This window comes from Streptomyces sp. NPDC046805 (genome assembly GCF_040645355.1).
Taxonomy (GTDB): domain Bacteria; phylum Actinomycetota; class Actinomycetes; order Streptomycetales; family Streptomycetaceae; genus Streptomyces.
The window spans coordinates 205062-219427 of sequence record NZ_JBEYYC010000005.1; the positions used below are offsets into that span (position 1 = coordinate 205062).

At 70.3% G+C, this 14366-nt stretch carries 14 protein-coding genes and 1 riboswitch; of the genes, 12 read left to right on the forward strand and 2 right to left on the reverse strand.

Annotated elements, in window-relative coordinates:
• Nucleotides 1-29: 29 nt before the first annotated feature.
• A complete protein-coding gene (locus tag ABZ910_RS08645; RefSeq protein ID WP_361360952.1) occupies nt 30-731 on the reverse strand; it encodes an AAA family ATPase in 702 nt (233 codons plus the stop codon).
• 176 nt (nt 732-907) lie between these two features.
• Nucleotides 908-1019, forward strand: a riboswitch (glycine riboswitch).
• Nucleotides 1020-1162: 143 nt separating this feature from the next.
• Between ABZ910_RS08645 and gcvT the strand changes: the two genes are divergently transcribed.
• The 12 genes from gcvT (at nt 1163) to ABZ910_RS08705 (ending at nt 13666) form a co-directional block, all read left to right on the forward strand.
• A complete protein-coding gene (gcvT, locus tag ABZ910_RS08650) occupies nt 1163-2290 on the forward strand; it encodes a glycine cleavage system aminomethyltransferase GcvT (protein ID WP_361360954.1) in 1128 nt (375 codons plus the stop codon).
• Nucleotides 2291-2453: 163 nt separating this feature from the next.
• Entirely contained in the window at nt 2454-2831 is a 378-nt protein-coding gene (gene gcvH, locus ABZ910_RS08655) for a glycine cleavage system protein GcvH (RefSeq protein ID WP_361360956.1), read from the forward strand.
• A gap of 14 nt (nt 2832-2845) precedes the next feature.
• The gene (glyA, locus tag ABZ910_RS08660; protein ID WP_361360958.1) at nt 2846-4123 is read left to right on the forward strand and encodes a serine hydroxymethyltransferase; all 1278 of its coding nucleotides are present in this window, start codon (nt 2846-2848) and stop codon (nt 4121-4123) included.
• A 93-nt stretch (nt 4124-4216) separates the two neighbouring features.
• Entirely contained in the window at nt 4217-5584 is a 1368-nt protein-coding gene (locus ABZ910_RS08665; RefSeq protein WP_361360960.1) for an L-serine ammonia-lyase, read from the forward strand.
• A gap of 436 nt (nt 5585-6020) precedes the next feature.
• Nucleotides 6021-7106, forward strand: coding sequence for a hypothetical protein (locus ABZ910_RS08670; protein ID WP_361360962.1), 1086 nt, complete (start codon nt 6021-6023; stop codon nt 7104-7106).
• Nucleotides 7107-7197: 91 nt separating this feature from the next.
• A complete protein-coding gene (locus ABZ910_RS08675) occupies nt 7198-8625 on the forward strand; it encodes an AMP-binding protein (protein WP_361360964.1) in 1428 nt (475 codons plus the stop codon).
• A 101-nt stretch (nt 8626-8726) separates the two neighbouring features.
• Nucleotides 8727-9992, forward strand: coding sequence for a hypothetical protein (locus ABZ910_RS08680; protein ID WP_361360966.1), 1266 nt, complete (start codon nt 8727-8729; stop codon nt 9990-9992).
• Nucleotides 9993-10003: 11 nt separating this feature from the next.
• Nucleotides 10004-10867 carry a phytanoyl-CoA dioxygenase family protein gene (locus ABZ910_RS08685; protein ID WP_361360968.1) on the forward strand — a complete coding sequence of 288 codons (864 nt, stop codon included), beginning with the start codon at nt 10004-10006 and terminating at the stop codon, nt 10865-10867.
• Nucleotides 10864-11520 carry a heme ABC exporter ATP-binding protein CcmA gene (ccmA, locus tag ABZ910_RS08690; RefSeq protein ID WP_361360970.1) on the forward strand — a complete coding sequence of 219 codons (657 nt, stop codon included), beginning with the start codon at nt 10864-10866 and terminating at the stop codon, nt 11518-11520. The genes ABZ910_RS08685 and ccmA overlap by 4 nt, the downstream gene beginning before the upstream one ends.
• Nucleotides 11517-12284 carry a hypothetical protein gene (locus ABZ910_RS08695; RefSeq protein WP_361360972.1) on the forward strand — a complete coding sequence of 256 codons (768 nt, stop codon included), beginning with the start codon at nt 11517-11519 and terminating at the stop codon, nt 12282-12284. Before ccmA ends, ABZ910_RS08695 begins: the two co-directional genes overlap by 4 nt.
• Nucleotides 12281-12970, forward strand: coding sequence for a hypothetical protein (locus ABZ910_RS08700; protein ID WP_361360974.1), 690 nt, complete (start codon nt 12281-12283; stop codon nt 12968-12970). Before ABZ910_RS08695 ends, ABZ910_RS08700 begins: the two co-directional genes overlap by 4 nt.
• Before the next feature lie 138 nt (nt 12971-13108).
• Nucleotides 13109-13666 carry a glycoside hydrolase family 25 protein gene (locus ABZ910_RS08705; protein WP_361360976.1) on the forward strand — a complete coding sequence of 186 codons (558 nt, stop codon included), beginning with the start codon at nt 13109-13111 and terminating at the stop codon, nt 13664-13666.
• On the opposite strand, the gene ABZ910_RS08710 is transcribed toward ABZ910_RS08705, so the two are convergent.
• Nucleotides 13663-14325, reverse strand: coding sequence for an NAD(P)-binding domain-containing protein (locus ABZ910_RS08710; protein ID WP_361360978.1), 663 nt, complete (start codon nt 14323-14325; stop codon nt 13663-13665). The two genes, ABZ910_RS08705 and ABZ910_RS08710, sit on opposite strands and share 4 nt — an antisense overlap.
• Nucleotides 14326-14366: the final 41 nt, after the last annotated feature.

Below are 14366 nucleotides of genomic sequence, written 5' to 3' on the forward strand. Positions count from 1 at the left end.
TGCTGGGAACCACTGGTGTGGCTGAAAGGCTAACGGGTGAATGCGCATGCCCGCCGGTCGTCCCGGTCCGTGAAGGCGATGCGCCGCAGCACGTCGCCCGCGTCGCGGTCCAGGAGCACCGCCGAACCGCAGCCCTCGGGAAGGTCGCCCTGCTCCACCGCGCGCAGAAGGCGGGTGACGGCCCTGCGGTGGCGCAGGAAGGCGTAGCGGGAGACGCTGCGGCCGCGCGCGCGTTGGCCCTCCCGCGCCGCGTCCGGGGGCACGTCGAGGAGCACCAGGTGCAGGGTGCCGCCCCGGCGGCGGGCCGCTCGGGCCAGCCAGTCGCGCACCCAGGCCTGGGTGCCGCAGTCGTGGACGACGACGCCCTCGCCGGAGCGCAGGGCGCGGCGCAGTCCGGCGTAGTGGGCGAGGCGGACCAGGGGGCGGTAGACGGCGTAGGGGAGGAGGCGGGGCATGCGGGCGTCCCAGCGGTCACGGGTGTCCTGGGAGTCGATGCGCGTCGCCCGGACCGCGCGGGTCATCAGCGTGGACTTGCCGCTGCCGGGCAGGCCGGTGACCACCACCAGGTCGGCAGGCCCGAAGAGCAGGCCGTACGGGCTCCGGCCGGCGCGGTCGCGCAGGTCCCGGACGACCGGCGCCGGGCCCGGTCCGCGGCGCTCGCGGGCCGGGGCCGCGGACCGCTTCGACAGCGTGATCCCCGTCGTCGTGGCGTACACCGTGGTCCTGTTCACCGTGATCGTCCCTCCCCTGGGGGTCTGGGGTCCCCTGCCCGCCAAGTGTAAAGAGAAGGTAATGCCCGGCGCTTCGTGTTTTCGTGCCGGAACTGCCACAGACCGGTTACGGATCCGGCCTGCCGTTCGGCCACGCGGCGTGTAATGATGTGGCCGCCAACTGCATACCGGCCGTTTGAATCCGCGCGGGAGAGTCCCCGGCGGCGCTTCCCCGAGGCGCCGCGCCAGGGCGCCGAAGGAGCAAGTCCCTCCCTTGAATCTCTCAGGCACCGTTACCGCGCGGGCGAGGCACATCTGAAAAGCGGGCCGCTGCGTCAGCGGCTCCACCCAAGGTGCAAGCCGTGCCCTCCGGGGATCATGGCGAACCTCTCAGGTTCCGATGACAGATGGGGAGGAACGACCTTGCCTGTCATGCCCTGGGAGAACGACCGATGAGCAGCACCGAATCCCATCAGCTCCGCCACACCGCGCTCGACGCGCTGCATCGCTCGCTGGGCGCGACGATGACCGACTTCGCCGGCTGGGACATGCCCCTGCGCTACGGCTCCGAGCGCGACGAGCACATCGCCGTCCGCACGAAGGCCGGTCTGTTCGACCTCTCCCACATGGGCGAGATCACCGTCACCGGCCCGCAAGCGGCGCAGCTGCTGAACTACGCCCTGGTCGGCAACATCGCCTCCGTCGGTGTGGGCCGTGCCCGCTACACGATGATCTGCCGGGCCGACGGCGGCATCCTGGACGACCTGATCGTCTACCGGCTCGGCGAGACCGAGTACATGGTCGTGGCCAACGCCTCCAACGCCCAGGTCGTGCTGGACGCGCTGACCGAGCGTGCCGCGGGCTTCGACGCCGAGGTCCGCGACGACCGCGACGCCTACGCGCTGATCGCCGTCCAGGGCCCCGAGTCCCCCGGCATCCTCAAGTCACTGACCGACGCCGACCTCGACGGCCTCAAGTACTACGCCGGTCTGCCCGGCACCGTCGCCGGTGTCCCCGCGCTGATCGCGCGCACCGGCTACACCGGCGAGGACGGCTTCGAGCTGTTCGTGAAGCCCGAACACGCCGTCGAGCTGTGGCAGGCGCTGACCAAGGCCGGCGAGGGCGTCGGCCTGGTCGCCTGCGGCCTGTCCTGCCGCGACACCCTGCGCCTGGAGGCGGGTATGCCGCTGTACGGGCACGAGCTGACCACCTCGCTGACCCCGTTCGACGCCGGGCTCGGCCGGGTGGTGAAGTTCGAGAAGGAGGGCGACTTCGTGGGGCGCGAGGCGCTCACCGAGGCCGCGTCCCGCGCCGAGTCGAACCCGCCGCGCGTCCTGGTCGGCCTGGTCGCCGAGGGCCGCCGCGTCCCGCGCGCCGGGTACGCCGTCGTCGCCGGCGGCGAGACGATCGGCGAGGTCACCTCGGGCGCCCCCTCCCCCACGCTGGGCAAGCCCATCGCCATGGCGTACGTCGACGCGGCGCACTCGGCGCCGGGCACGGCGGGCGTGGGCGTGGACATCCGGGGCACCCACGAGCCGTACGAGGTCGTGGCACTCCCCTTCTACAAGCGCCAGAAGTAGAGACTGAACCGGCAGGGCCCCGGGCGTCGAGGGCCCGGGCCCCGGTCCGGCGCCCGCCCCGGCTGTGATGCCGGGCACATCACCGGGCGCCTCACCCTGCCCATCTGCGCCTTCCGCAGTCCCCCGTCATCAGCACTCCCCCGCGTACAGGAGAATTCAGGCCATGAGCAACCCCCAGCACCTGCGGTACAGCAAGGAGCACGAGTGGCTGTCGGCCGCCGAGAGCGGCGTGGCGACGATCGGCATCACGGAGCACGCGGCCAACGCGCTCGGCGATGTCGTCTTCGTCCAGCTTCCGGCGGTCGGTGACACGGTGGCCGCGGGCGAGACCTGCGGTGAGCTGGAGTCCACCAAGTCGGTCAGCGACCTGTACTCCCCCGTCTCCGGCGAGGTCACCGCGATCAACGAGGACGTGGTCGACGACCCGTCGCTGGTCAACTCCGCCCCCTTCGAGGGCGGCTGGCTGTTCAAGGTACGCGTCACGGAGGAGCCGGCCGACCTGCTCTCCGCCGACGAGTACGACGCCCACATCGCCGGCTGAGGAGTCGTAGCCGTATGTCGATTCTGAACACGCCCCTGCACGAACTCGACCCGGACGTGGCAGCCGCGGTCGACGCCGAACTGCACCGCCAGCAGTCCACGCTCGAGATGATCGCCTCGGAGAACTTCGCTCCGGTCGCGGTCATGGAGGCGCAGGGCTCGGTCCTCACCAACAAGTACGCCGAGGGCTACCCGGGCCGCCGCTACTACGGCGGCTGCGAGCATGTCGACGTCACCGAGCAGATCGCCATCGACCGGGTCAAGGACCTGTTCGGCGCCGAGTACGCCAACGTCCAGCCGCACTCGGGCGCCTCCGCCAACCAGGCCGCGCTCTTCGCGCTGGCCAAGCCCGGCGACACCATCCTCGGTCTGGACCTGGCCCACGGCGGCCACCTCACCCACGGGATGCGGCTGAACTTCTCCGGCAAGCAGTTCAATGTGGTCGCGTACCACGTGGACGAGGCCGGCCTGGTCGACATGGCCGAGGTCGAGCGGCTCGCCAAGGAGCACCGCCCGAAGGTGATCATCGCGGGCTGGTCGGCGTACCCGCGCCGGCTGGACTTCGCCGAGTTCCGCCGGATCGCCGACGAGGTCGAGGCGTACCTGTGGGTCGACATGGCGCACTTCGCCGGTCTGGTCGCGGCCGGGCTGCACCCGAACCCGGTCGAGTACGCGGACGTCGTCACCTCCACCACCCACAAGACGCTGGGCGGCCCGCGCGGCGGCATCATCCTCGCCAAGAAGGACTTCGCGAAGAAGCTGAACTCGTCCGTCTTCCCGGGCTTCCAGGGCGGCCCCCTGGAGCACGTGATCGCGGCCAAGGCGGTCTCCTTCAAGGTCGCGGCGAGCGAGGACTTCAAGGAGCGCCAGCGCCGTACGGTCGAGGGCGCGCAGATCCTCGCCGAGCGGCTGACGGCGGCCGACGCCCGCGAGGCCGGCGTGAACGTCCTGTCGGGCGGCACCGACGTGCACCTGGTCCTGGTCGACCTGCGCGATTCCGAGCTGGACGGGCAGCAGGCCGAGGACCGCCTCCACGAGGTCGGCATCACGGTCAACCGCAACGCGGTCCCCAACGACCCGCGCCCGCCGATGGTCACGTCGGGCCTGCGTATCGGCACGCCCGCCCTCGCCACCCGCGGCTTCACGGCCGAGGACTTCGCCGAGGTCGCGAACGTGATCGCCGAGACGCTGAAGGCGCCTTCCCCCTTCGGGGAGGCCGACGCGGCCGCCCTGAAGGCCCGGGTCACGGCCCTGGCCGACAAGCACCCGCTGTACCCCGGTCTGGGCCAGTAGTTCCGTAGTCCCTTTTTGCGGCGGTGTCGCGCACACTCGTATGTGGGCGCGGCACCCCGCACCCTGCACCACCCGTATGTGAGGAGTCACCCCGTGGCCATCTCGGTCTTCGACCTGTTCTCGATCGGCATCGGCCCGTCCAGCTCCCACACGGTCGGCCCGATGCGCGCGGCGCGCATGTTCGCCCGCCGGCTGCGCAACGAGGATCTGCTGGAGTCCGTCGTATCGCTGCGCTGTGAACTGTACGGCTCCCTGGGCGCCACGGGCCACGGCCACGGCACCCCGAAGGCGGTGCTGCTCGGCCTGGAGGGCTCCTCGCCGCGCACGGTGGACGTGGAGACGGCCGACGAGCGGGTGGAGCAGATCAGGAAGTCGAGCCGGCTCAGCCTTCTCGGCAAGCACGAGATCGCGTTCGACTCCGACGCCGACATGGTCCTGCACCGCCGCAAGGCGCTGCCGTACCACGCGAACGGCATGACCATCTGGGCGTACGACGCCTCCGGAGCGGAGGTCATGTCGAAGACGTACTACTCGGTGGGCGGCGGCTTCGTCGTGGACGAGGACGCGGTCGGCGCGGACCGCATCGTGCTGGACGACACGGTCCTGAAGTACCCCTTCCGCACGGGCGACGAGTTGCTGCGCCTGACGAAGGAGACGGGCCTGTCGATCTCCTCGCTGATGCTGGAGAACGAGCGGGCCTGGCGCACCGAGGAGGAGATCCGCGAGGGGCTGCTGGACATCTGGCGGGTCATGCAGGCGTGCGTGTCGCGCGGCATGTCGCGCGAGGGCATCCTGCCGGGCGGCCTCAAGGTGCGCCGCCGCGCGGCCGTGTCCGCGCGCCAACTGCGCGCCGACGGCGACCCGTTGGCGCACGCGATGGAGTGGATCACGCTCTACGCGATGGCGGTCAACGAGGAGAACGCGGCGGGCGGCCGGGTCGTCACCGCCCCGACGAACGGCGCGGCCGGCATCATCCCGGCGGTCCTGCACTACTACATCAACTTCGTGCCGGGCGCCGACGAGGAGGGCGTGGTCCGCTTCCTCCTCGCGGCCGGCGCCATCGGCATGCTCTTCAAGGAGAACGCCTCCATCTCCGGGGCCGAGGTCGGCTGCCAGGGCGAGGTCGGCTCCGCCTGCTCCATGGCGGCGGGCGCCCTCGCGGAGGTGCTGGGCGGCAGCCCCGAGCAGGTCGAGAACGCCGCCGAGATCGGCATGGAGCACAACCTCGGCCTCACCTGCGACCCGGTCGGCGGCCTGGTCCAGATCCCGTGCATCGAGCGCAACGGCATGGCCGCGGTGAAGGCGGTCACGGCCGCGAAGATGGCGATGCGCGGCGACGGTTCGCACAAGGTGTCCCTGGACAAGGTCATCAAGACCATGAAGGAGACCGGTGCGGACATGAGCGTGAAGTACAAGGAGACGGCGCGCGGCGGGCTGGCCGTCAACATCATCGAGTGCTGACGGGGCGAGCCCTTTCCGGGGGAAAACCTCTCACCGCATCAAGAATGCGAAAAGGGTGGGAGAGCATGTCGTTCCATACTCCCACCGAGTAACCCAAAAGGTGCCGGCGCAGAGCGACAGGAAAATGCGCTCGATTCTGCGCTCGCACGCCTTTCAAACCCTCCCTATTCAAGTGTGGTCCACGTCACACTCGGTCGAAGCCTCATTGCATTTCCCTTCACCTCCCTTTTAGGATCCCCGGCGTCGGAAAACCACCCGTCGAGGGGAGGTATGCCGTGACCATCAAGAAGATCGTGCGCAGCGTCAGCGCCTGAAATCGGCGGAACTGATTCCGGTTCTCCGGGTGGGGCTGACACCTTTCCCATCCGGAGAATCCCGCGCTCACGCGTTCTCCATCGCCGCACGACGCACGGGGGCTTCCTTGAGATTCACCGTGGTGGGGACCGGCACCATCGGTTCCCGGTACGTCACCTACCTGCGCGGGGCCGGACACGACGTCGTCACCGTGGACCGGCGGGAGCCGGCCGACTCCCCGGACGTGCGGGACCTGCGCCCCCGGTTACGGCCGGACGCCTGGATCGTCGCGACGCCCACCTCCACCCACCTCACCGTGCTGCGCCAGATCCTCGGCGCCGACCCCGCCGCCCGTGTCCTGCTGGAGAAACCGGCCTGCTCCGCGGGGGAGATCCAGGCCCTGAGCGGCGTCCGGGAAGAGCATCCGCGCGCCCGGGTCATGGTCAACGACGTCTACGCCCACAGCCAGGCGGTACGCCTGTTCGCCCGGGCCGTGCGCGCCGGCGGCCGCCCCGAGGACATCGCCTCCGTGACCGTCGAGTTCACCAAGAACCGGCGCCTCGACGAGGCCCGCGGCCGGTTCACCGACCCCGGGTACGGCGAGGTCGGCTACGAGTGGTTCCACCTGATGACGCTGCTGCGCTCCGTCCTCCCTCCCCGCGCCTACGCCGCCTACCTCACCACCGCCCGCCCCGGCCCGCCCCCCGACCTGCGCGTCGACACCCGCGGCGAGAAGCTGCCCCACATCCGGCTGCACGCGTCCATGCGCGGCGCCATCGCCTTCGCGGACGCGGCGGGCTTCGCCTTCGCCGGCCTCGGCGCCCAACGGCAGCTCGCGCGGGGCGCGATCCCCTACGGGTCGTCCTTCCGATACCGATTCGCGCAGGTCGGCTTCCACTCCGGGGTGCGGGTGACCCTGGCCTTCGAGTCCGGCTTCGGCCTGGTCCCGGACCACAAGAACTCCCACTCGGTGCACATCGGGGGCGGCCTGGCGGAACGGTCCTTCCGGATCGTCGGAAACCAGCTGCGAGAGGCACTCTTCGCCCAGCTGGAGGTCCTGTTGGCGGGCGACGGAGGAATGGCGGAGCTCCGCATTCCGGAACACCGTCACATGGATGCGCTGGCCCGCGAAATCAAACGCCTTGAGCACCTCGACAAGCCAGGGAACCCCGACCCGGGACATTCGGGTCCGGGACATTGCGAGCGGCTGACGACAACTCCCGCCTGAAAAGGGCCGAGTCAAGGGCGCGAGCCAAAAGGATCGAGTCAAAGGGACAGAGCGGAAAAGGATCAGCCCGAAAAGGAGGCACGACCGTCCCGTGCATGAATCCCCCAGCGCACCGCACGCGTCTTTTTTCGCACCGCCGGACGAACGGCGCCGGATCCCCGTCGACGACTTCCACGCCGAGTACCCGGCTCTTTCCTACGACCCGGACAACGAGCGGGAAACCCGCAGTCACACCTCGTACGTGCGCCGGTGCCTGGACGATTTCGTCCGCTCCACCGAAGGGCACCCGGTCCGCTCGTTCACCTGGGGCCCCGAGCACCGGACCCAGGTCTCGCGGCACCCCGTCTACCAGGGCGCGCCCTACGCCGCCGAGGCCTTCGGCAGCCTGCCCACACTGAGCCGCTCTGTGCTGCGTACGACGGCGGAGCCCTTCGACTACACGGCCGCGGAGTCGACCCTCGCCTACGGGGACCAGACCTCAGGGACGTCGGGGGCGCCCCTGACCGTGGTGTACAGCCCCCCGTACATGGCGCAGTACCAGAGCCTCAACATCATCAAGGTCGCCGTGCGCGCCCGCATCCGGGGTCTGGGCGACCGGCCGGTGTTCTCCGTGACGCTGACCGACAACCCCTCCCTCGGCGCGGGCCTGTTCTTCACCGACCCGCTGGACCTCGTCGGGCTCCAGCTGATCTGGCACGTCGACACCGGGGACCCCGAGTCCCTGGCCCGCATGACCGCGATGCTGGAGCTGCTGAACCCGGAGGCCGTCTCCTCCAAGCCGAACCTCTTCACCGTCCTGCTGGACCACTGGGCCCGCGAGGGACGGCCGGCGCCCTGCGCACCGCGTTTCGGCGTGTCCGGCGGCGCGATGCTCACCGACACCCTGCGCAAACGCTTCCAGGAGTACTTCGGGGCGCAGGTCATCAGCTCGTACGGCATCAGCGAGGCGGGCTACCTGGGTTCGGAGTGCGACCACGGCACGATCCATCTGGACGAGTCCCTGCACGAGCGGTTCGAGGTCGTGCCGCAGGCCGGCCGAGAAGGCTCCGAGAGCGGCAGCGAGAACGGCACGGAGGCGGGGGAACTGGCCGTCACGTCGCTGAGCAACCGCTGCATGCCTCTCGTGCGGTACCGGGTGGGCGACATGGTGCGCATGTCGCGGAACACCTGTGGCTGCGGCGCCCCGGGCCCGGTCCTGGACGAGCTGCGCGGCCGTACGACGATCGTCTTCCGGCTCGGCGACGGGCAGAAGCTGTCGCCGACCCGCTACATGGACCTCTTCCAGAAGAACCCCGGTCTCCTCGAATACCAGCTCACCCAGCGAGAGCCCCGCTCGTTCCTCGTCCGCGTCCAGTCGCGTGCAGGCCTGACGCCCGCCGAGCGGGCGGCGCTGGGAGCGAAGGTGCGCGACGACATCGCGGCCGGCATGCCCGTGCCCGTCGAGGTGGCCTGGGAGGAGTGCGTCTTCGAGCAGGAGGGAGCGAAGTTCGCCCGCTTCCGAAGCGAAGTCACCTCATGACAGTCCACAAAGTCACCTCATGACCGTCCGAGTCCGCGAAGTCACCCCATGACCGTCCCAGTCCGCGAGGCCACCTCGATGACAGACAGCGAGGCCACATCATGATCGATTCCGTTGTGCGCGACGCGCAGAAGCTGTTCCGGGTGACTCCGGACCTCGTTCCGGTGGTCACGGAGGGGCAGGGGCCTCGCGTGCTGCACGAGCCCGTCGTCCGCCACATCACCGGCGACGAGGCGGCGTACGCCGTCTTCCGGCAGGTGTGCACGTTCGTCTCCCCCTACGGCCAGAGCTGGCTCCACCAGCCCGGAGCCGAGGAGCCGTACCTCTCCCTGGAGTTGGCCCGTGACGCGCTGAACGCCGACCGCTACCGGAGCCTCCTCACGGAGATCGTGCTGTCCGACAGCGTGTCCCTTCCCTACGACTACCGGGCCCTCGCCGCACGCGAGTTGGTGCGGGTGGGGACGAACGCGTTCACCGATCTGGTGGCGGCCGTCGAGGGGACGTACGTCGCGAAGCCGCGCACCGTCGACAGCAAGCTCGCCTCGCTCACCGACGGCATCGACCACGTCTTCGAGATCCCGCAGACGGTGGAGGAGCGCCTGGCGCTGCTCCGGGCCGCCACCGGCATCAAGATGCGCGAGAGCCGTGCCCTGCTCGCCGGCCGAGTCCTGCGGGCCTGCGGCGCCCCCGCCGAGGCCCTCGCCGCCGTGGACGCCTTCGAGGCGGCCGTGCGGCCCGCCGAGGAGTCGCTGACCTCGGCCGAAGCGGAGCGCCTCATCGCCGAGGACGCGGACAACGCGCTGGTCTCACCCGAGGACTATCTCGTCGGCTGGGACCAGGAGTTGGCGGTGCCCGGCCCTGGCAGCGCGCCGCTCACCCTGGCCGAACTGCTGCGGATCACCCTGCTCGCACCGGAGTTCAAGCTCCCCGACGCGACGGTCAGGCCCGCCCTGGTCGACTTCTACCGTGCGGCCCTGCGGGTCAGCGGCCGGGTCGTCGTCGGGCTCGGCAGCGGTGTCTTCTATGTGGAGCACGGGGCCGACGCCCATCCGTCGTACTTCTACGCGGGCCGGGACGCCGTCCTCGGCAAGGGGTGCACGATCGACGGCGTGGGCGGTGTGGTCCTGCAGCAGGGCTGCTTCCTGGGCGGCGGGTTCGTGCCGGTCCTGATCCACACCCACAAGCACATCCGCAAGAGCGGTGAGCCGGGCGTCGCCGAGCGCAAGCAGGTGCTGCCCGTGGTCTTCGCGGCGCAGGCCGGCAGCCGCCTGCCCATGCAGCACGTCGGCATCTTCGAGACCGCGGACTTCCTCGACGGCGAGCCGAGCCCCTACGCCGGCATTCGCGCCATCGCCCTGGACAAGTGAGGACGGTTCCCATGCAGGACGACGCCACAACGGCCGCGCCGACCGGCTTCACCCCCGACACCTGGGCCGCCTTCGCCCGCGACGGCATCCTCGTGGTCCACGACGTACTGGACGCGGCGCAGGTCGACGCGCTGACGGCGGCCGTCACCGCACAGAAGGACCCGACCGCCATGAACGTCGTCGAGCTGCACGAGCGGTTCACGGAGTTGATCGACCATCCCGCTCACACGGGCTTCGTCTACGACGTCTACGGCGAGATGCTCAAGCTGCTGCGCAGCGAGTACTTCAAACGCCCGCCGGGCCAGGCGATCCGCAACAAGTGGCACTACGACGGCCCCCGGGCGCTGCCCTTCGAGGTGTTCAGCCCGAACCTGCCGCTGCGCATCAAGGTCGGCTACTGGCTGACCCCGCTGCCCCGCGAGGACAGGGGCAACCTCGTCTACGTCCCCGGCAGTCACCACCGCCCGTACCTGGAGACGTACCACACGCACGAGCCCCACCCCGACGAACGCCAACTCCTCGTGCGACCGGGCGCGTTGACCCTGATGTGGGGCGGCCTGTGGCACCGGGTCGCGGAGAACCTCGGGGACACGACCCGGCTCAACGTCTTCCTGGAGTACGGCCCGTCGTGGATCGTCACCAGTGACCGCAACCGCTCCGACCCCGACTGGATCGCCTCGCTGACCCGCAACCGCCGTATCATCATGCGCGATTACGACCACCCCAACAGCAACGTCAAGCTCTTCGACAGCGACGTACCGCTCTACCACCGGCGCCCCGACGAACCGGATCCCCAGGAGGGCCGGTACGGCGACCACGTTCCGCCCGCCCTGCGCAAGCGGAGCACCTGGACGGAGCGGCACGGCACGGTATGAGTCATCTGCTAGAGCTGGTGGACGTCGTCTACCACTACCCCAGTGACAAGACCCGGCGCCGGCCGGTCCTCGACGGCGTCAGCCTCGGCGTCGAACCGGGCGAGGCGCTGGGCGTCGTCGGCCGCAACGGATCCGGCAAGAGCACCCTGCTCAAGGTGCTGGCCAACCTGCTGCGGCCCACCTCCGGCGAGGTCCGCTTCGACGGCGAGCCGGTCGCCCGGCGCGACCGCGCCTACCGCTCGCTGCTCAACTACTGCGCCGGTGCGCCGCTCGGCTTCTACCCGCGCCTGACCGCCGTGGAGAACCTGCGGTTCTTCTCGGGCATGAAGGGGCGGATGCTTTCCGGGGCGGAGGCGACCGCCCTCCTGGAGCGGGTGGGCCTCGCGGCGAGCGCGGACGTCACCTACGCCAAGTTCAGCCTCGGCATGCGCCAGCGCACGCACCTGGCGGCCCTGCTGCTCGAACCGTCCGCGGTGTGGATCCTGGACGAGCCGACGACCGGCCTGGACCAGGACGGCCTCACCCTGCTGGACGACCTGCTCACCGAGGCGTCGGCGCGCGGCCGGACCCTGGTGGTCGTCAGCCACGACGCGGACTTCCTGGGCCGGGTCACCTCGCGCCAGGTCACGCTGGCGGAGGGGCGGATCGCGTGAACCGCACCTCGGCCCTGGCCCGTTTCGCCCTGTTCCTCGTCAAGGTCCAGTGGATCGACCGGCGGGCGACCTCCTCGTTCCTGATGGGCATCACCATCCAGACCGCCCTGCTCACCCTGGGCGTGTGGAAGTCCGCCTCCGCCCCGGGCGAGGCGCTCGCGATGGCCACCCGGTCGGCGCTGCTGACCTGCACCGCGATCGTCTTCCTCGCCGCCATGTCCAATGTGCAGAACGAGTTCCGGTACGGCACGGTCGAGCGGGTGCTGCTGGGAAAGGTGCCCTTCTCGCAGCTCATCGGGGTCCGCGCGGCGGCCACCGCGGTGGTCTCCTCCCCCGCCGTCGTCGTCCCCTTCCTCGGCGCGGCGGTGCGCTTCCCGGACCTGTTCTCCGCCACCACCGCGCTCCTCGTCCTGCAGGTGTACGTGTTCCTGGCGGCGCTGTGCTACCAGTCGACGCTCCTGCTGTGCCAGTTCCGCAACCCCGGTACGGCCGTGGTGTGGCTGCGGATGGCCGTGCTGTTCCTCGGGCTGTCCGTGGTGCCCTTCCCTGGATCGGCGACGCTCGCGCTGTTCTTCCCGACCGGCTGGATGCTGAAGGTCGCCGCCGCCGCGCACGGCACGCACCCGGCTTCGGCCACCGCCGCGGCCACGGCTGCCTTCGTGGTGGTCACCGCGGCCTGGACCGCCGCGTGCCGGCTGGGGCTCGGCCGGCGGACGCTGACCGCGGTGGAACGCAACCTCACGGACGGGACGGAGGCGGTGTGACCACCTGGCGCATGTCGCTGCTCGTGCTGCGGCACCGGATACGGCGCGAGGGACGGTCCTCGTACCTCCTGCGCATCAGCGTGCTCGCGGTCCTGAACACACTGCTGCTGTCCGGTCTGTTCACGACGGTCTCGGGGCACGCCTTCGACTTCGGTCTGCTGTCCGAGCAGTACGGCTACTTCATCCCGCTGACCGCCCTGTCCGCGGCGGTGGGCTCCTGGGAGACGGAGCTCTTCTCCGGGCTCGGCGAACGCTACCTCGGACATCCGAGCTGGGTGTGGCGCACCCGTCTGCTGTCGGTCGCCGTCGAGTGCGCCGTGCCGTTCCTGCTGTTCGCCGTCGGGCTCGCTGCCACCGGCGCGGACCATCTGACCGACCAGCTGATCACCCTCGTCGCCATGGGCGCCGTCTTCGCCCTCTTCGGGTCCGCGCTCGGGTTCTGCATCGGATTCAGGCACGAGAAGGCGGTGAACAACTTCATCAACCTGATCCCCTGGGTGCTCGGCTTCGGCCCCGGCCCGTTCTTCGGCAAGGAGGCGTACGGGCCCGCCGTCCTGCTGCCCGGGGGCTTCTCGGCGGAGGGGCGGTTCGGGTGGGAGTGGGTCAAGCTGGGGGTGATCGCGCTGCTCGCGTGGGGGCTGCTGGTGGCGGGCAGCCGGGCGCGCAGGCACCGGTTCTATCCGTAGGTTCCGCCCGCTCTGCCGCCATCGGGTGCCGGCCCGAGCGTTTCGGGCATGTCGGCGGATCGGCCGTGCCAAGGTGGGGAATACAACGGTCGAACCCTCAACTCCTGTCACCCCACTGACACTTCAGGGAGTATGCCCATGCTGCACGGCATCGACGTGAGCGCGTACCAGTCCTCGTCCTACGACACGGACGGCATCTCCTTCGCCTTCATCAAGGCGACGGAGGGCCGCTCGTACGTCAACCCCAGACTCAGCGCCCAGACCAAGACCGCCCGCGACGCCGGTCTGGTCGTGGGCTTCTACCACTTCCTCTGGCCCGGCCACCTCACCGCCCAGGCCGAGTACTTCGTCGAGCACGCCCCCGAGAAGGCGGGCGACATCCTCGCCGTCGACTGGGAGACGACGAGCGAGGGCACACACGCGAGCAACGCGGAGAAGGACGCGTTCATCCGCAAGGTGAAGGAGCTGCGCCCGCACCATCGGGTCATCCTCTACACGAATCGGAATTACTGGCTGACCGTCGACACCACGTCGTACGCGGGCGACGGCCTCTGGATCGCCGACTACGTCACGGCGGGGCACCCTCGCATCAAGGCCAAGTGGCGCTTCCACCAGTACACCAGCGAGCCGCACGACAAGGACGTGGCCGCCTTCACCGACCGGGCCGCCCTGCGGGCGTGGGCGCGGAAGGATTAGCCCCGGAATTCCGCCGGTCGTTCCGGGGATGCCTCCGTCAGGGCCTTCTGCACTGCCGCGAGGCCCTCGCGCAGGCCGTACACCGGGGTGCCCGGCTGCTGGCGCCAGGAGTCGTCGATGCCGCCCGCGTCGACCGTGTCGAAGCCGAGCTCGTCGATCAGGGACCGCACCTTCGCCTTGGCCGCCGGGTCGTCACCGGCGACCGGCAGGGCCATGCGGTCGGGGGCGCCGGACGGGCGGGGGCGCTCCAGGATGTCCTGGGCGTAGGTGCCGTTGAAGGCCTTGATCACGGGGTGGCCGATCTGCTGCTCGGTCCAGCGGCTCTCGGTGCGGCCCTCCTGCTCGATCTCGGGGATACGGCCGTCCCGCTCCTTGGGGTAGTAGTTGCCGGTGTCGATCACGGCGACGCCCTCGGCCGCGCCGTCCAGCAGGCCCGCCGGCAGGTGCGGGACCGCCTTCACGGGGACCGTGACCACGACGACCTCCGCGCCGCGCGCCGCATCCTCGGCCATGACGGGCGTCGCGCCCGTCTCCTCGGCCAGCGCGGTGAGGGTGTGCGGGCCGCGGGAGTTGGCCACGGACACGTCGTGGCCGAGAGCGGTGAGCCGCCGTGTGAGGTTGCCGCCGATGTTGCCCGCGCCGATGATGCCGATCTTCATGACTCGCCCCGCCTTCCGGAGGTCGGTGCCCTGAGGTGTCC